This is a genomic window from Nonomuraea sp. NEAU-A123 (assembly GCF_018603905.1).
Classification (GTDB): Bacteria; Actinomycetota; Actinomycetes; order Streptosporangiales; family Streptosporangiaceae; genus Nonomuraea.
Genome location: NZ_JAHFZZ010000003.1, coordinates 428,225 through 443,540, shown reverse-complemented (window position 1 = coordinate 443,540; position 15,316 = coordinate 428,225). Strand labels below are relative to the sequence as shown.

At 68.3% G+C, this 15,316-nt stretch carries 20 protein-coding genes; 19 read left to right on the top strand and 1 reads right to left on the bottom strand.

The window, feature by feature from the left end; translation table 11 throughout:
- The first annotated feature begins 57 nt into the window (after positions 1 to 57).
- The 14 genes from KLK06_RS10355 (at position 58) to KLK06_RS10290 (ending at position 11,539) form a co-directional block, all read left to right on the top strand.
- Positions 58 to 273, top strand: a complete 216-nt coding sequence (locus KLK06_RS10355; RefSeq protein ID WP_214635134.1) for a hypothetical protein — start codon at positions 58 to 60, stop codon at positions 271 to 273.
- Between the two features lie 40 nt (positions 274 to 313).
- Complete coding sequence (locus tag KLK06_RS10350; protein ID WP_214635133.1) at positions 314 to 763, top strand: hypothetical protein; 450 nt, start codon at positions 314 to 316, stop codon at positions 761 to 763.
- A gap of 21 nt (positions 764 to 784) precedes the next feature.
- On the top strand, positions 785 to 1,306 hold the full coding sequence (locus tag KLK06_RS10345; protein WP_214635132.1) for a hypothetical protein: 522 nt from the start codon (positions 785 to 787) through the stop codon (positions 1,304 to 1,306).
- Positions 1,307 to 1,888: a hypothetical protein gene (locus KLK06_RS10340; RefSeq protein ID WP_214635131.1), complete on the top strand. Its 582-nt coding sequence runs from the start codon at positions 1,307 to 1,309 to the stop codon at positions 1,886 to 1,888.
- Between the two features lie 57 nt (positions 1,889 to 1,945).
- Positions 1,946 to 5,752, top strand: a complete 3,807-nt coding sequence (locus tag KLK06_RS10335; RefSeq protein ID WP_214635130.1) for a hypothetical protein — start codon at positions 1,946 to 1,948, stop codon at positions 5,750 to 5,752.
- A gap of 37 nt (positions 5,753 to 5,789) precedes the next feature.
- Positions 5,790 to 7,088 (top strand): hypothetical protein, encoded by a 1,299-nt coding sequence (locus KLK06_RS10330; protein WP_214635129.1) that lies wholly within the window; start codon positions 5,790 to 5,792, stop codon positions 7,086 to 7,088.
- A 10-nt stretch (positions 7,089 to 7,098) separates the two neighbouring features.
- Positions 7,099 to 8,145 (top strand): hypothetical protein, encoded by a 1,047-nt coding sequence (locus tag KLK06_RS10325; RefSeq protein ID WP_214635128.1) that lies wholly within the window; start codon positions 7,099 to 7,101, stop codon positions 8,143 to 8,145.
- 13 nt (positions 8,146 to 8,158) lie between these two features.
- Positions 8,159 to 8,359, top strand: a complete 201-nt coding sequence (locus KLK06_RS10320) for a hypothetical protein (RefSeq protein WP_214635127.1) — start codon at positions 8,159 to 8,161, stop codon at positions 8,357 to 8,359.
- Positions 8,360 to 8,494: 135 nt separating this feature from the next.
- The gene (locus KLK06_RS10315) at positions 8,495 to 9,454 is read left to right on the top strand and encodes a hypothetical protein (protein ID WP_214635126.1); all 960 of its coding nucleotides are present in this window, start codon (positions 8,495 to 8,497) and stop codon (positions 9,452 to 9,454) included.
- Positions 9,454 to 9,615 (top strand): hypothetical protein, encoded by a 162-nt coding sequence (locus KLK06_RS10310; protein ID WP_214635125.1) that lies wholly within the window; start codon positions 9,454 to 9,456, stop codon positions 9,613 to 9,615. The genes KLK06_RS10315 and KLK06_RS10310 overlap by 1 nt, the downstream gene beginning before the upstream one ends.
- Before the next feature lies 1 nt (position 9,616).
- Positions 9,617 to 10,210 (top strand): hypothetical protein, encoded by a 594-nt coding sequence (locus KLK06_RS10305; RefSeq protein WP_214635124.1) that lies wholly within the window; start codon positions 9,617 to 9,619, stop codon positions 10,208 to 10,210.
- Complete coding sequence (locus KLK06_RS10300) at positions 10,210 to 10,500, top strand: hypothetical protein (protein ID WP_214635123.1); 291 nt, start codon at positions 10,210 to 10,212, stop codon at positions 10,498 to 10,500. Before KLK06_RS10305 ends, KLK06_RS10300 begins: the two co-directional genes overlap by 1 nt.
- Complete coding sequence (locus tag KLK06_RS10295) at positions 10,500 to 10,772, top strand: hypothetical protein (protein WP_214635122.1); 273 nt, start codon at positions 10,500 to 10,502, stop codon at positions 10,770 to 10,772. The genes KLK06_RS10300 and KLK06_RS10295 overlap by 1 nt, the downstream gene beginning before the upstream one ends.
- Positions 10,769 to 11,539, top strand: a complete 771-nt coding sequence (locus KLK06_RS10290) for an N-acetylmuramoyl-L-alanine amidase (protein WP_214635121.1) — start codon at positions 10,769 to 10,771, stop codon at positions 11,537 to 11,539. The genes KLK06_RS10295 and KLK06_RS10290 overlap by 4 nt, the downstream gene beginning before the upstream one ends.
- Here KLK06_RS10290 and KLK06_RS10285 read toward each other — a convergent pair.
- A complete protein-coding gene (locus tag KLK06_RS10285) occupies positions 11,532 to 11,816 on the bottom strand; it encodes a hypothetical protein (RefSeq protein ID WP_214635120.1) in 285 nt (94 codons plus the stop codon). The genes KLK06_RS10290 and KLK06_RS10285 overlap by 8 nt on opposite strands.
- A gap of 228 nt (positions 11,817 to 12,044) precedes the next feature.
- Here KLK06_RS10285 and KLK06_RS10280 point away from each other — a divergent pair, with 228 nt between their 5' ends.
- The 5 genes from KLK06_RS10280 to KLK06_RS10260 all read left to right on the top strand — a co-directional run bounded on the left by KLK06_RS10280 (position 12,045) and on the right by KLK06_RS10260 (position 15,167).
- Positions 12,045 to 12,491, top strand: coding sequence for a hypothetical protein (locus KLK06_RS10280; protein WP_214635119.1), 447 nt, complete (start codon positions 12,045 to 12,047; stop codon positions 12,489 to 12,491).
- A 97-nt stretch (positions 12,492 to 12,588) separates the two neighbouring features.
- On the top strand, positions 12,589 to 13,563 hold the full coding sequence (locus KLK06_RS10275; protein WP_214635118.1) for a hypothetical protein: 975 nt from the start codon (positions 12,589 to 12,591) through the stop codon (positions 13,561 to 13,563).
- Positions 13,560 to 14,588 carry a hypothetical protein gene (locus tag KLK06_RS10270; protein WP_214635117.1) on the top strand — a complete coding sequence of 343 codons (1,029 nt, stop codon included), beginning with the start codon at positions 13,560 to 13,562 and terminating at the stop codon, positions 14,586 to 14,588. The genes KLK06_RS10275 and KLK06_RS10270 overlap by 4 nt, the downstream gene beginning before the upstream one ends.
- On the top strand, positions 14,585 to 14,854 hold the full coding sequence (locus tag KLK06_RS10265) for a hypothetical protein (protein WP_214635116.1): 270 nt from the start codon (positions 14,585 to 14,587) through the stop codon (positions 14,852 to 14,854). Before KLK06_RS10270 ends, KLK06_RS10265 begins: the two co-directional genes overlap by 4 nt.
- 58 nt (positions 14,855 to 14,912) lie before the next feature.
- Positions 14,913 to 15,167, top strand: a complete 255-nt coding sequence (locus KLK06_RS10260; protein WP_214635115.1) for a hypothetical protein — start codon at positions 14,913 to 14,915, stop codon at positions 15,165 to 15,167.
- Positions 15,168 to 15,316: the final 149 nt, after the last annotated feature.

The following is a 15,316-nucleotide window of genomic DNA, read 5'->3' as shown; positions in this document are numbered from 1 at the left end:
GAGATCACTGTTCGGGCAGAGACGGCAGCACTCGGGATGCGACCGGGCGAGGAGGTCGTGACCGAGGACACTCCGTTCATCCGCGCCGTGATCGCGGGGGGCCGTCTGACTCTTGTCGAGTCGGACGCCGCAGCGTCACCGGACGGTCCCCCCTCCGACGACGATGAGGAGGCGCCGCGCACGGGCCCGTACGTGGACCGAGAGCGGCACGAGGACGCTCCAGAGCCCAAGTTGCGGCTCAAGGCGACGCCGGAGTTCGACGACGCTGCCTGAGGGCGCCTGAGGGCGCCTGAGGGCGCGCAGAGGGGGAGCCGTGGCGAGCGTGCGGGTACGGATCAACGAGACAGAACTCCGACGGTTGACGACATCGCGGTCGCGCGAGGTCGTACGGCACGCCGACAAGATCGGCCGGCGGACCGTGAACGCCGCCAAGAGGCGGGCTCCGGTCGACGACGGCGTCGGCCGCACGAGCATCGACCACGTGATCGAGATCGGATCCGGGCGGATCATCCTGCGGGCCGGCTCGCCTCTCCAGTACATGTACTGGCAGGACATCGGGACCGGGATCTACGGCCCGAAGCGCAAGCCGATCGTGCCCGTGCACCGGAAATTCCTACGGTTCGAGGTCAAGTCGGGCACCGCGGCGAAAGGCTCGCGGCCGGTCGTCTTCGCCCGCAGCGTCAAGGGCGTGAAGCCGACGCGATGGCTACGCGACGCTTTCCAAGAGGCGTGCCCGTACCCTGTGCGCGAGCGCAAGATCTGATTCGCACATACGGGGGAGCACATGGGGAACGCGCCCGCACGGGTACGCAGCACCAAACCGACCAAGCGCAATCCGCCGGCCGAGGCCGACGAGGTGCCGGCCGAGGCCGAGCTCGTCGACGACGAGCCGATCGAGGGGACCGTCGTCGTCGACCCCGATCTCGTGTTCACGACGCCCGACCGTGACGACGAGGACGACACACCCGAGGCCGAGCGGACCATCGCATTCGAGATCGACGGCGAGATCTACAAGATCATCAGGCCGAAGAAGTTCCCCGAGGTGATGCGCCGGCTGATCGCTTCGACGTCGCGGCGCGCGTCGACCGCCGATGCGCTGTGGGCGGGCGAGGAGTTCCTCGACCGGGTATTGCAGCCTGACTCGATTCGCAGACTGAACGAGCGGCTCAACGACGACAACGACAAGTTCCGCGAGGAAGATCTTTACGACATCCTCGTCAAGGTCATGGAGAAGATGGGCGCCAACGCCCGGGCGAGCAGCGTGCCGGCGAACAAGGCGCGGGCCCGGGCGCGCGGCCGGCGCTAGGTGGCCGAGCAGTGGCGGCCGTCGCTGGACGGGCCGCCCCGCTCGTTCGAGCTCGACGGCGAGGTGTACGAGCTCGTCGGCTCGTGGTCGGTGCTGCTCGACGTGCTCACGCTGGTCGACTGGCAGCTCGAGTTGTTGTACGCGCTGGTCGACCCCGAGGACCTCGACGTGCTCGACGACCGGCTCGACGACGACGACGATCCTCTCGAGCTCGACGACGTCGACCGGGTGGCCGAGCAGCTCGTCGAGGCGGCTACCGGCCGCCGCTGGTGGGTCGCGCAGAAGTTGTACGGCCACGTGGCCGCGGCTTGGTCAGAGCTCGAGGGGCGATGGGCGCTACGCGGGCTCGACCTGGTCGCGATGCTCGACCGGCCGGCGTACCTGTGCAACGTCGTGCACGCCTACCTCGCCGAGGGCGCCGGCGATGGGGAGCGGCGCATATTCGAGGCGAAGCTCGACAGGCCGCCCGGCGGCGTCGACGTCGTCGAGACGCCACCCGTCTCCGATGAGGAAGCCGCCGCGGCGTTCATGGCAGCGGTGGCCGCAACGAAGGGCGGCCGAGTCAGTACAGCCGTAGCCTGAGATCGACGCCGTCTGAGCTATGGGCCGGGCAGACCCCGCACGCTGGGAGTGCTGCCCGTGAGCGAACTCGCAACCGCAGAGGTCCGCCTCGAGGTAGATTTCGACAACCTCGACGAGGACGTCAAGAAAGGTCTCGAGGCCCGCGTACGCAAGGCGGCGAAGGTCGCTCAGGCCGAGCTCACCGCGACCGAGAAGGCCGCCGCGGCTCTCGGCGACACGATCGAAAAGCGCGTCGGCGGGGGAGCGGATAAGGCGGGCGCCAAGCTCAAGCGCGTCACGGTAGCGGCCAAGGTCGAGCTCGGCAAGGCGGCCCGGGCCGCAGGCGATACGGCCGACGCGGTTGAGCGGCTCGCCAGTGCGGCCGGCGACACCTTGTTCGACATCGACGAGTCGGGCGTCGTCAAGCTGAACCACGCCGTCGAGAATGTTCAACAGTCGCTTTTCGATCTTGACACGGTCGAGATCGAGCGCATCACCACCGAGAGCGACAAGGCCGCAGCGTCGCTGCGCGGCCGGCTCGTCGGCGCCGCAGGCCGGGCCCGGGCCGCCCTCGCCCGGATCTTCCTCAACAACCCCGACGCCGCCGGTACGGCGGCTGGCGTCGAGGACCTCGGCGAGAAGGTCACCGACCTAGGCCGGCGGGCCGACAAGTCACGTGGGCAACTCGATCGCTACTCGGGAAGGCTCGCGATCCTGGCCTCGGCGATCGCCGCCGGCGCCGCCGCGGCGCCGCCGCTGATCGCCGCGGGTGCAGGCATCGGCGCCGCGGTCGCCCTGTCGGTCCCGAGCATCGTCGCCGTGGTGAAGGGCACGAAAGAGCTGTCTGATCGCTGGGACGGACTGACCAAGAACCAACGGAGTGCGGTCGCGTCCACGCGAACGCTGATCGACCGGTACAAGGCCCTGAGCAAGGCCGTAGAGCCGGAATCTCTCAGGCTGTACAACGCGACCGCAGCCGAGACCATCCGCCTCCTCCCGCGGCTACAGCCGCTCGCCGAGACGACAGCCAAGGCGTTGCAGCGCTCGACGCAGACGATCGGCCAAGGATTCGACAGTCCGAGAGCCCGGGAGTTCTTCACCTTCCTCCAGAGCAGCGCGGGGCCGGCCGTCGACTCACTGACAGACCTCGTCGTTGAGTTCGGCGCTGCGTCCGCCTCGAGCGTGCAGGCCCTCGCCCCGCTGGCCGGTTCGGTGCTCGGTCTCGTGGGCGGGTTGCTGCGGTTGCTCACGCTGCTCAACGACGTCAGTCCGGAGCTCGCGCAGCTCGTCGTCCTCGGTGTCGCGCTTCGCTCGCCGCTGTCGGCGGTGGGCACCTTGCTGAGCAAGGGTGCCAGCAGTGCGAGCAAGTTCGCCGGCAGCGCGGGCAAGGCCGCCGGTGCGGGCCGCCTGCTCAATCTGGTTGCCGGCGCCGGCCCGAACCTCTATCTCGCCGCCGGTGTGGCGATCGCCTTTTTCGCGATTCGAGCGCTGAATGCCAAGAGCGCGCTCGATTCGACGATCAACAGCATCAACGGCGTCAACCAGGCGTTCGGCAACAACATCAAGGGTTACAAGGCGGCGAATACCGCCCTGGCAGCGAAGTTGATCCCCACACAGCAACGTCTCGCCGCCTCGACCAAAACTGTCGGCCGCGAGACCACGTTCGCGAACCTCCAACTCGCACAGGGGGCGCTCGCTGCCGACAATTTCGTACGCGCTCCGATCACCGCGGCCATGGACGCCAACCGCGCGGCGATCAAGCGCGTTACCTCCGCAGCACAGCAACTCGTGAACGCTGGTTTCGCTCCCTCGGTCGCGTCGGCGACTCGGCTCGCCACCGCGGCCGGCGTCGACCTGTCCAAGGCCTTGGACGAGAACGGCACGATCAGCGCGAGCGCGGCCGCCCGGATCGCGACCTACTCCGCTTCGGTCGCCACGGCAGGCGACTCAACGATCGTTCTCGCCGACGCGTGGCACCGAGCGAAGGATGAGGCGATCGGCCTCGAGGCTCAGACGGCCGCCTTGCAGGAGGTTTTCAACCGATTCTTGAATCCGTCGCTCGCCGTGCTGGACGCGACCAACCATCTCACGGAAGTACAGAAGGAGATCACTAAGGCATTCAAGGATGGGAACGTCACTGCCCTTGCCCGTCAGCAATTGCTATCAAAAGAGGTCACAGCCCTACGTGACAAGCTCGTCGCCGAGCAGCGCGCGACCGGCTCGACCGCGCAGACCACCGCCGAGACGCTCAAGCTATTGCCCGCCCTGTCTCGTCTGGCCGGCAATAGCAAGGCCGGCCGCGACGCCGTGTTCAACCTCGCTCGCTCGCTCGACGGCGCCCGCGAGGACGCTTCCGGCGCGATCACGGTCGTCGACAAATTCGGCCGCGCGGTGCGGGTACTACCGAATGGCAAGATCGTCCGCCTGAAGGCCGTAGCCGACACGTCGCCGGCGCGCGGCGCGATCGACCGGCTGATCAAGGACAGCACCGGCCGCGTGATCGACGTGTTTGTACAGGTCAAGGGGAGCCGTGTACAGGCTCACGCCGGCGCCACAGGCGGCATGCTCGACCCCGCCCGAGGGTTCATCCGGCGAGCCGCCGGCGGCCCCTCGGGAAGAGTGCGCGGCCCGGGCACCGGCACGTCGGACTCGATTCCCGCACTGCTGTCCAACGGCGAGTACGTCATCAACGCCAAGCAGACCCGCAAGTACCTCGGACTGCTGCACGCGCTCAACGCTGGCCGCTTCGCCGCCGGCGGACTCGTCGGCGCGATACGCGGGTACGCGAGCGGCGGCCGAGTGTCGGGCCAGGGCGCCATCAACCTGCGGTTGGGCCTGGAGCTGCCCAAGAGCGTCGAGAAGGCCCTCGCCAAGCGGATTCAGGCGATCGGCCTCACCCTCGGCGCGCAGCTCTCGCGCTCCCTGGTCGGCTCTCCGTCGGAGATCTCGACCGCGATCCGCTCGCTCGAAAAGAAGATCAAGACGGCGTTTGTGGGGATCCGGACCACGATCGACGACCGGTTGATCAAGCGGCTCGAGGTGGTGAACGATCGGCTCACCGCGGCGGCCAAGAAGCGTGACCAGCTCGCCGACACGATCGCCGAGGCGAGGCAGTTCCGCACGTCGACAATCGAGCGGACGCGTGGGTTCGCCGAGCTCACCGGGTTCGACGACGAGGAGAAGAGCAGCGCGGCGAAACTCGTGGCCACGCTGCGCGACCGCCTCGCCAAGATCAAGACTTTCGCCCGCGACGTGCAAGTGCTGACTCGGCGGGGCCTCGACAAGGGCATCATCCGGCAACTCGTCGAGGGCGGCCCCGAGCAGGCGGGCGAGCTCGCGCGTACCCTTGCGACCGGCTCGCGGACCGCGCTCGCTGAGATCACGTCGTTGCAACAGCGGATCGACCGCCAGAGCAGCGCGTTCGGTACCAGCGTGACCGACACCTTGTTCGACGCCGGCGCCGCGGCTGGCAAGGGGTTCCTGACCGGTCTCAAGTCGCAGCGGGCCGAGATCGTCGCTCTGATGACCGAGATCGCCAAGAGCGTGTCGACGACAGTCCGCAAGACACTCAAGATCAAATCGCCGTCTCGGGTGCTTCGGGCCGATGCGGTCGACACGCTGCGCGGCTACATCGACGGACTACGCGCGACCGCGGCCCGGGTACGCGCGACCATGATCGACGCCGTACGGCCGACCGACGCCGTACGGCGCGCGGCGAGGCTCACACCGGCCGCGGGCTCGGTCGGCGCGGGCGCGGCTGCCACGGAGCGACTCACGCGGCAAACCACGATCCACGCACCGATCACGCTGATCTCGCCCGACCCGAGCAGGGCCGGCGATTCGGTGCTCGCCCGCCTCGACCGCCTCGCCGACGCGACCCGATAGGAGACAGACCCTCATGGCCTCTACCGACTGGCTTTGCATGGGCGGTGTTGAGCTGAGCAACGCGGCCCGGACCATCGCCTACATGCGGGAGGGACTCAAGCCGTCGACGACCACCGTCGAGGACTGTTCGTGTCCCGACCTCGCACTGATGCTCGACGACGAGCCGTACCGTACGCCGCTGCTCGACGGCGCCGCATGGGTCGATCACGCCGAGCCGGACAGCTACGATTTCGCCGGCTTGCTGATCACCGACATCTCCGGTTTGGACAACGCACCGGTTCAGCGCTCGGTAACCGACCGCATCGGCGACGGCGCTGTGATCGGCCGAGCTCGCCGCGGCCCGCGCGTCATCACCGTGACGGGGCTGCTCATCGGCGCAACGCCGTGCGCGGTCGACTACGGCCTACGCTGGCTCACCTCGGCTCTCGCCGGCGCGCTGCCGTGCGCACCCGGGGCGAGCTGCGCGGGCGACGACCTCGACTACATGACGTGCTGCCCCGAGATCTGCGAGGACAGCCCAGATTTCACGAGCTACCCCGAGTGCGCGGCCCGCGTGTTCCGGACGCTGCGCGAGGTCGCCATGACGACCGAACCGCAGATCACCAACCGCATCGGGGACAGCGCCGGCGGGTGCGGCGGATCGAGCATGTACGAGGTCACGTTCACTTTGACCGCGGGCCGGCCGCACGCACTTCGCGGCCCTGTCATGGTGGCCGATGATGTGCACTGGGACCTCGACGACGCCGACGTCACATGCATTGAGTGGTCGACGGATCCGGAATGCGTCTCGGAGATCGCCGCGTGCGAGGCCCTCGAGGCGGCCGACTGCCTGATCGACCCGCACTGTCCCCCGCCGGTGATCCCCGCGATCCCGGTTCCGGCGAACCCCTGCTACTGCGAGCCGCTCGAGCGGCGCCGGCTGTGCATCGACATTCCTGCCGACGCGGCGCCTCTATGGGCCGACCAGGTGACCGACCTTGAGTTGTACACCGGCGAGTCGCCGCTGAGGGGCGTGCGGATCCGGCTGTACCCGAACCCCGCCGGTCTGCCGGTCGACGAGCTCGACCCGTGCGGTTTCTGCTCGGAGATCAACATCTCGTATCTGCCGGCCTCGTCGCTGCTACGGCTCGACGGCACGCGCCGTCGGGCGACCGTGCAGTGCCCGGGCCGGGCCGAGACGCCCGCCGGCGGCGTGGTGTTCGGGCCGGCGGGGCGCCCGTTCTCGTGGCCAGTGCTCGAGTGCGCGGTGCCCTACGTGATGTGCGTCGAGGCTGACGCCGCGACGATCGCGGCGGACGCCGCGGTGACGTTGCGCACTGTCGTGCGCGAGAGCTGAGGAGGGATCCATGGCGGGGCCGCTGGGGTGCGCCGACGAGTACGTCGTCGCCGTCCATGACCGCACGGGCGGGGTCGAGCGAGGGCAGGTCGAGCCCTCGTCGTTGACGTGGGGCCGCGTGCTCGACGACGTGAGCGAAGCCGAGGTGACGATTCCGCGCGAGGGCGAGAGTACCGAGTGCTGCCGACTGCTCAACGAGACGCGCTCGTGGTGCAATGACCTGACGTTCTTCCGTGACGGCATCAAGGTGTGGCAGGGCCCGATCATCAAGATCGTGTACGGCCGCGACGAGACGACCATCTACGCCAAAGACGTCGTCGCGTGGCTGTTCCGGCGCAAGATCAAGGCGCTGTTGTCCTACATGGGTGCCGGCTCGCTCGACCTCGCGTTCATCGCCGAGGCCCTCATACGACACGGATACGGCCAAGACGACCCGGGCGTACTCGACTTCCTGCTCGTGTTCGCTTCGGGCATCGTGGGCGAGCGCCAGTACAAGCCCAACAGCGGGTACGTGGGCGACGCGCTGCAAGAGCTCGCCCGAACCGGGATCGACTACACGGCCATTGGCCACCGGCTGATCATCTCGGGCGAGACGCAGCTCGCTCGCCTGGTCGGTCTGACCGACGACGATTTCATCGGCGAGCTAAAGGTGATCGAGGACGGGGCCGCAGCCGTCACCGCCTCGAGCGTCATCGGCAAGGGCGTGCTCGCCACGGCCGGCGGCATTGGCTCGTGCGGGCTGCTCGAGCGACTCGTGACCGAGGACGAGATCACCGACCTCGCCTCGGCGCAGGCCGAGGCCGATGCGCTCGTCGCCGCCGGCGACCCGGCGCCGCTGTACCTGGAGATCCCCGACGAGGCGCAGCTCGCCCCCGAGGCGCAGGTCGGCATCAACGACCTCGTGCCCGGCGTGATTATCCCGGTCGCGTCCGAGCAGACGTGCCGCACGGTCGCGGCCGAACTGCGATTGCAGCGCGTCAAGGTCACGTTCACCCCGGACGCCAGCGAGAAAGTACAAGTCACCCTCGTGCCGACCGGCATCGACACCATCGCCTGAGAGAGGCCTCGACGTGACGCAACGACAGCTACGGCCCCGCACGGCCGAGGAGCTCGTGAAGGACTTCGACGACCGCATCAGACGATTGGAGACGCGCAGCGAGTACGTGATCGGTATCCCGCCGAACGCCTACCTACTCGCCGTCAACGGCCTCGGCCAGCTCACCGCGACAAACACGACGACCAGCACGACGACCGTGATCGCGCTGCCGTAAGGCTCGGCCGTCCGGGGATCGGCAGGGGCCGCGGGGTACGCTGACCAGTGAGCCGCTGCGCTATGGGCCGGGCCCCTTTCAGACGAGGAAGGCCGACCCGTGAGCCGCTGTGGCTGCACATCTCAATGTTCATGCGTGCTCGCCGCCGGCGACGGAATCGCGATCAGCGGATCCGGATCGCCGACTAACCCCTACGTCATCACGGCCGGCGGGGGCCTGTCGTGCGAGGGCATCCAAGACTGCATCGGTTCGGGCCTCGGCCAGGGCTTGACCTACGATGACGCGCTCAACAGGATCCGCGCGTTCACCTCACTTGACGGCCCCAACCTCGCCACGTTCGGCGGCGACGGCGGCATCTACGTTCCGACGACGATCACATCTGATCTCACGCTGAGTTCCTCACGGCTGGACATCAACCGGGCGTTGGCCGCGGATCCCGCGCTGCGCGTGAAGCTGACGGCCGATGCTCAGCAGCGATTGATCATCAGTGCCGACGGCAAGCACTTGTGGGGCTCAGGCGCGGCGGTCGGTGACACGACCCTGTACCGGTCGAACGTCGCCGAGCTCACCACCGACGGCAAGTTTGTCGTCGGTGGGGATCTCCAGGTCAACGGGATCGGACAGCTACGCACGATCGTCAAGGGCGCGAACGAGTCGATCGCTAGCTCGACCGTGTTGCAGGACGACGACGCCCTACTCGTGAGCGTGGTCGCCAACGCCAAGTACGACGTACTCGCCATGATCATGGGCGATGGGCCGGCCGCGGGGGACTTCAAGACGGCATGGACCGTCCCTGCCGGCGCGACTGGTCTGCGCGCCTGCTGGGGCCCGACCCCGGACGCCAAAGCCACGCTCACGCCCGGGTTCGACAACCGAACCAACACCGCCATGCGGTCGGGCTGCCACGGCTGGACCACGGCGACGCCCTACAGCAACCAGGCCATAAGCAGCGGGATCGCGATTCAAGAGCGCGGCGTTCTGTCGACGGCCGCGACCGCCGGCACGCTGCGACTCCAGTGGGCGCAGAACACCTCCGACGTGGGGCTGACCACGGTCTACGGAGAGTCGTACATCATGATCCGCCGGATCGCCTGATGGAGATCACGCCCGAGAAGTTGCTCGACGAGGCGCAGTGCATGGCGCTCGAGATCCGGCTGTTGCGTCAGCGACTCGCCCGGGCCGAGGCGGCGGAGGCCGCCGCGTTGCAAGAGGTCGTCGAGCTGAACGCGCGCCTCGCCCAACCAAAGGGGGACTGACGTGGCTATCTGTGTGGGCAGCGAGTTCCAGGTCGACGAGGACGGCCGGCTACATATCCGGGTGTGCGGCGAACCCGACGCGGCACCGTGGCCCTACTCGTGCGACGCCGTCGACGCCAACCCGTTGCGCATCGATGAGGCGTGCGGCATCTGGGCCCCGCCGTACGCGAAGGCTGCGATGGTCTCGGCGTCGGGGAGCACGGCCGACGTCTACGCGACGTGTCCCGTCTCGTTCACCGAGATCGACACGGCAGACATTCTGATCAACAACCCGTCGCCGTGCTACTCCGCGACTGTGTTCCGTTGGGTGAACGTCGATATTGACTTCAACATCCCGACGGGCGACGCGCGAGTCGGCGCGCAGATCGACAGTAACTCGTTCCTGCTGGTCGAGAACGGGGCGCCGGCAACGGGTACCAGCATGGACGCCGTCCACTGGGAGTACTGCCAACCCCTCATCGGCGGGGGCACGATCCCGCCCGGTGGCTCGCTGCTCTACAGCGCGTCGATCTCGGTCGGCAATGGCCAGAGCGGCGGCCAATACGGGCAGGTCAGATGGACGGTACGGGCGCTCGTACTAGCGGGGTTGAGCTGATGAAGATCTATTTCCAGCATGCCGACGGCCGTATCAAGACGCGCGAGCTCGTCGACCTCGAGGGACCGCCCGGATTCGGGGCCGAGGTGCCCCCGCCGGCTGGCTTCACGCGGATCACGGCCGAGGAGGGCGAGCGGCTCATAGCCGAGCACGCCGCAGCGCGACGCCGACAGCTCGATCGGGCCCGGGCCGACCGCGACGTCGTGAGACTACGCGCGTACGAGCAACTGGTCTCCCTCGGCCTCGACGACGACCTCGCGGCGTTCCTGGCAGGCGGGGGGCCGAGGTGATGGCCGAGGGTGACCCGTTCCGCGGTGTGGTCACCGCGACCACGGTGTACGGCGCCGTCGTCGAGGTCGGGGGACAGGTCGCCAAGATCGACGGCAAGGTCGACCGGATCGACGACAAGGTGTCGGGCCTCGTGACGCGCGTCGATGACCACGAGGGACGGATCCGCACGCTCGAGACCGCACGGTGGCCGCACGGCAAGCTCACGCTCATGCTCGCCGCCGCGGGCCTGGTGGTGGCGATCCTCTCGCTGGTCGCCAAGGGGGCAGGATGATCGACCTCGTCGACAGGGCAGGATGGCGAGCCCGCGAGACCCGCGGCGAGGTCGTGCTCAGGGCACGCCCGCTCGGCGTCAAGATCCATTACGTTGGCGAGCACGTCGCCCCCGACATCGTGACCAATCACAGCGGGTGCGTCACCCTGGTCAAGGCGATCCAGCGACAGCACATGGACGTGAACCTCTGGGCAGACATCGGGTACACGGGGCTCGTCTGTCCACACCGCAAGGTGTTCGAGGGCCGCGGGCTGCACATCCTTCCCGCAGCCAACGGCAAGGGGCTCAATGCCGATCACTACGCGTTCTGTGCACTGGTCGGCGACTCGGGCCTCGTCATGCCGCCGCCCCTCATGCTGCACGGGCTCGTCGACGCGATCGACTGGGCCCGCTCCGAGGGCGGCGCCGGCCGGGACGTCAAAGGACACCGCGACGGCTACTCGACGACCTGCCCGGGCAAGTGGCTGTACGACTGGATCGGCCGCGGGTACCAACGGCCCGACGACGATGCCAGCGGCGACGAGCCCGTCGAGGCCCCGCCATGGCCGGGCCGAATTCTCGAGTACCCGCCGGTCATGACGGGCGAGGACGTCGAGCGGTGGCAGGGACGTATGAAGCGACGCGGCTGGTCGATCGTCGTTGACGGCCGGTACGGATCGGCCTCGCGTGATGTGTGCCGGGCATTCCAGCGCGAGAAGGGCCTACGGCTGTCCGGGAAGGTCACCCGCGAGACCTGGGAGGCCGCTTGGACGGCGCCTATCACTTAGCGCGACGGGTGGGGCCGAAAGGGACACCGAGAATCTCGAGCCGCTTAATGACTTTGGAGGCGGGGATGCCGAACTCGGCGCCGATCTGGCGTGCCGACTGGCCGCGCCTGTGCCGATCGTAGATGTCGGCGAGTTCATCGCGCCGCGCGGCGAGTGCTTGGTCGAGCTCGCCGGTTGAACGCATGTGCTCGATGATCTGCTCGGGGCTGAGAGGCTCGCCGGCTTGCTCGCGGATCTGCGCGAGCAGCGCCTCGAAATCGCTCGACTCACTTGTCATCGGCGCACCTTTGCAGGTCGGGGGTAGGGCGCCCCGCTCTCGCGAAGCGGGGCGCCGCGTGCACGTCCTACACGGCCAGTGGAGGAACCGCCGGCGCGAGGCCGGCGCGTGCCCTGTGAGTGTATGTGGCGAGTAGTCGAGGGCCCATCTCGATCATGCGTGTACGGATCGTCTTGCAATGGCGATGTACATAGGTGTACGGTCGGTCTTGCAATGTCTCGAGAGGAGGTGATCACGATAGAAAGCATGCAACTACCTGCACTTATAGGGCTCGAGGGGATCGCCTCGCTGTATCAGCGCAAACCGAACACGATCTACGCATGGAAGAGGCGCGGCAAGTTCGGCAAACCTGATCTCGAGGTGAGCGGCAAGAGCGTTTGGTACGCCGACCGGTTCCGCAACCCCGAAGATCCAACCGATATCGATCTCGGCGAACGACCCGCCTTGCCCCCGATCCTGGGGATCGCGGACGTCGCCACGGCGTTCGACGTCACCGTTCACGCGGTGGAGGCCTGGCACAAACGCACTCGCGATGCGGATGAAGCCAGCACGCCGGCGCCACCCCCGCCGAGACTCACGATTTCGTACGCGCCCATGTGGCTACCCGAGGACTGGCGGCCGTTCGCCGAGGCGACCGGCCGCCCCTACAACCCACCTGGCGCACAGATCAAGTAATACCCATCGTTCGCCCGCAACCCGGGCGGACGTCTGCCGGTCACCTAGGCCGCAGCGTTCGATAGTCACAAGACATAGGCCAGTGGAGGAAAACAGCATGACGACCGAGATCGCCCTCGTTGCTCGAACGGACGTGCCCGCGTCGTTCGATGACCGTATGAAGCTCGCCGAGGTCCTCAGCGATGCGGGCATCCTGCCCGACCACCTGCGCGGCAAGACGGGCAACATCGTCGCGATGATGATGACGGCCGCGACGCTCGACATCCCGTTCATGACGGCCGCTCAGGAGATGTATTGCGAGCGCGGCAAGATCGGCATGTCGGCCAACCTGATGCGCGGGCTCGTGCTCCGCGCCGGCCACGATTTCGAGATCCTCGAGGACAGCACTAAGGCGTGCACGGTGCGGTTCACCCGCAAGGGCAAGGCACCCTCGAGGCCCGTCACCTACACCATGGAAGACGCGCAGCTCGCGGGCCTGACTACGCGCGAGAACTCGAATTACAGGAAGAACCCGCGGGCGATGATGGTCGCCCGGGCGACCTCGAGGTGCCTGCGCGCCTACGCCTCCGACATCCTGCTCGGGTTCGGCTACACGCCCGACGAGCTGCGCGACCGCATCGACGAGACGGTCGAGGCCGAGCTCGTCGACGTCGACCAGCCCGTCGGCCCCGCGCAGCCCAACGGCGAGCCGTCGGCCGTGCAGCCGTCGGCACACGAGCCGGTCGACGCCGACATCGTCGAGTACCCCGCCACCATGGCCGAGCTCGTCGACGAGGTCGCGACGGTCGTGCCCGGGGCGACCGCCAAGACGCGCAAGGCGGCCGAGGACCGGCTCCGCGACCTGTGGACGCACGCCCGCGATCAGAAGTGGGTCAACACCCCCGCGAGCGACGACGACGCACGGCCGATCGGGAACGTGATCCTCGCCCGTCAGGAGTGGCTCAAGACCGCGCCCGCGGGCTCGACCGGCCCCGCGGACTTCCCCGGACAGCAGACGCTCGACCAGGTCGATCAGCCCAAGACCAACAGCCGCGCCCGTCGCACCACCGCGGCGAACGGCGCCACCCGATGACGATCGCGCCCGAGGCCATGACCTCGGACGACCTACGCGCGATCCTCGACGTCGCCGTCGAGGACATGTGGGTTCGCGCCGACCTCATGCACGAGCGCGGTTGGCAACCCGAACTCGGCATCTCGGCGTTGGGCGGGTGCGAGCGCGAGGCCGCGTACATCATCGCCGGCACGCCCCCGAGCGACGCCCCGCCCCCGACCAGGGCCGCGATTCTCGGCACGTGGCTGCACGAGAAGATCCTCCCTCTCCTGGCCGACTCGCTCGGCGGGTGCGAGGTCGAGGGCACGCTCTTCGTTGACGGCCTCAAGGGGCACAGCGACCTGTATGTGACGCTCCGGCGCCCGGACGGGACCGGCATCGTGGTCGACCTCAAGACGTGCACCGAGAGCGCGATCAGCAAGGCTCGCCGGCTCGGCCCGAAGCGTAACCACAACTGGCAGGTGCACGGCTACGGCAAGGGTCGGCGCGATGCCGGGCAGCGCGTCGATTGGGTCGCGCTCCTCTACATCGACCGCGCCCGCGGCGAGCACTACGTGTGGATCAGCCCGTACGACGAGGCCGAGGCCGACGCCGCGATGCGCTGGCTGTTCGACGTGCGCGCCGTGGCCAAGCGGAACCCCGACCTCGCGCCCCGCGGTTGCCGCGGCCCGGGCCTCGACTGGAAGGCCGACGCTTGCAAGTGGGTCACGCGGTGCTGGCCCGACCGTCAGAAGACGATCCGGACCGAGCTCGATGACCAGGGCCCGGCGATCGAGGCCGCGCTCAAGATGCGGCTCGAGGGCAGCGAGCGCGAGGCCGACGGCAAGAGCGACAAGTCGTTCGCCGAGGCCATCCTCGACGGGCTGCCCGAGGGCGAGTACGGCCCGTACCGGCTCGGCTGGCGGTCGAACGGCGAGCGGATGAATCAGAAGGTCGCGGCGGAGAGGCTCAAGCGGCACGGCCTTGAGGTGCCGCGCAACGCCGCGACCTACTCGGCCCGCGTGACCTACATCGGCGACCAGCCACCCGAGGAGACGACCTCATGAGCGACGTACAGGCCGGCGATCGCGTCATCGTCACCGACCGCGGCACAGACCTCGGCCGCTGGGCAGGCTGCCCCGCGACCGTCGTCGAGGTCCTCGACGACGGTTGGCTCGTGGTCCCCGACCGAGGGACGCCCGGGCGCCGCGAGATCCTCGTCGATGGCCGTTGGCGCCCTCAAGCTCACTGGGTGAGCGATGTCATCGCCGACCCGGCAGCAGCGCACACGACGGTACCCCGGGAGTGGCGGGCCCGGGCCGAGTGGCTCTAAGAGGTATCACCCGTAAGTCACCTGCACGGGAGCGTTGGTCAAGGCATGATAAAAGCCTATGGTCACGTTGGCGACGTACCGTCGAGGGCGCGAGGTCATCGGCCGGTGCGATGCGAGCTGCTACGACGGCAGCGACGAGCGGTGTGTCTGCCTGATCTGCCGAGGTCAGAACCACGGCGTAGGGCTCGACGCGGCGATCGCGCAGACCAAGGCGATCATCGCCGAATGGTACGTGGCCCGAGCCGCGGACGGCGGGCCGCAGCGCGATCGCATCGTGCTCGGCCTGCCTGTTGTGCAGCTCGTGTTGTTCTAACGCGCGCCGAGCTCGGCCGAGTCGCTCACCTATGTACATTGCCCGTAGTACGGTGCCCCCATCGGTCGCCGGTCTATGGCCCCTTGGAACCACTTCTCGCGCCAGAAGGGGACTCCCGGGCCTGGGCCGGTGATCGACCCCTAGAAATG

Excerpts from the sequence above, each read along its gene's own strand:
- KLK06_RS10325 (WP_214635128.1), top strand. The coding sequence starts at position 7,099 with ATGGCGGGGCCGCTGGGGTGCGCCGACGAGTACGTCGTCGCCGTCCAT.
- KLK06_RS10310 (WP_214635125.1), top strand. The coding sequence starts at position 9,454 with ATGGAGATCACGCCCGAGAAGTTGCTCGACGAGGCGCAGTGCATGGCG.
- KLK06_RS10345 (WP_214635132.1), top strand. The coding sequence starts at position 785 with ATGGGGAACGCGCCCGCACGGGTACGCAGCACCAAACCGACCAAGCGC.
- KLK06_RS10300 (WP_214635123.1), top strand. The coding sequence starts at position 10,210 with ATGAAGATCTATTTCCAGCATGCCGACGGCCGTATCAAGACGCGCGAG.
- KLK06_RS10270 (WP_214635117.1), top strand. The coding sequence starts at position 13,560 with ATGACGATCGCGCCCGAGGCCATGACCTCGGACGACCTACGCGCGATC.
- KLK06_RS10275 (WP_214635118.1), top strand. The coding sequence starts at position 12,589 with ATGACGACCGAGATCGCCCTCGTTGCTCGAACGGACGTGCCCGCGTCG.
- KLK06_RS10265 (WP_214635116.1), top strand. The coding sequence starts at position 14,585 with ATGAGCGACGTACAGGCCGGCGATCGCGTCATCGTCACCGACCGCGGC.
- KLK06_RS10285 (WP_214635120.1), bottom strand. The coding sequence starts at position 11,816 with ATGACAAGTGAGTCGAGCGATTTCGAGGCGCTGCTCGCGCAGATCCGC.
- KLK06_RS10295 (WP_214635122.1), top strand. The coding sequence starts at position 10,500 with ATGGCCGAGGGTGACCCGTTCCGCGGTGTGGTCACCGCGACCACGGTG.
- KLK06_RS10260 (WP_214635115.1), top strand. The coding sequence starts at position 14,913 with ATGGTCACGTTGGCGACGTACCGTCGAGGGCGCGAGGTCATCGGCCGG.
- KLK06_RS10290 (WP_214635121.1), top strand. The coding sequence starts at position 10,769 with ATGATCGACCTCGTCGACAGGGCAGGATGGCGAGCCCGCGAGACCCGC.
- KLK06_RS10330 (WP_214635129.1), top strand. The coding sequence starts at position 5,790 with ATGGGCGGTGTTGAGCTGAGCAACGCGGCCCGGACCATCGCCTACATG.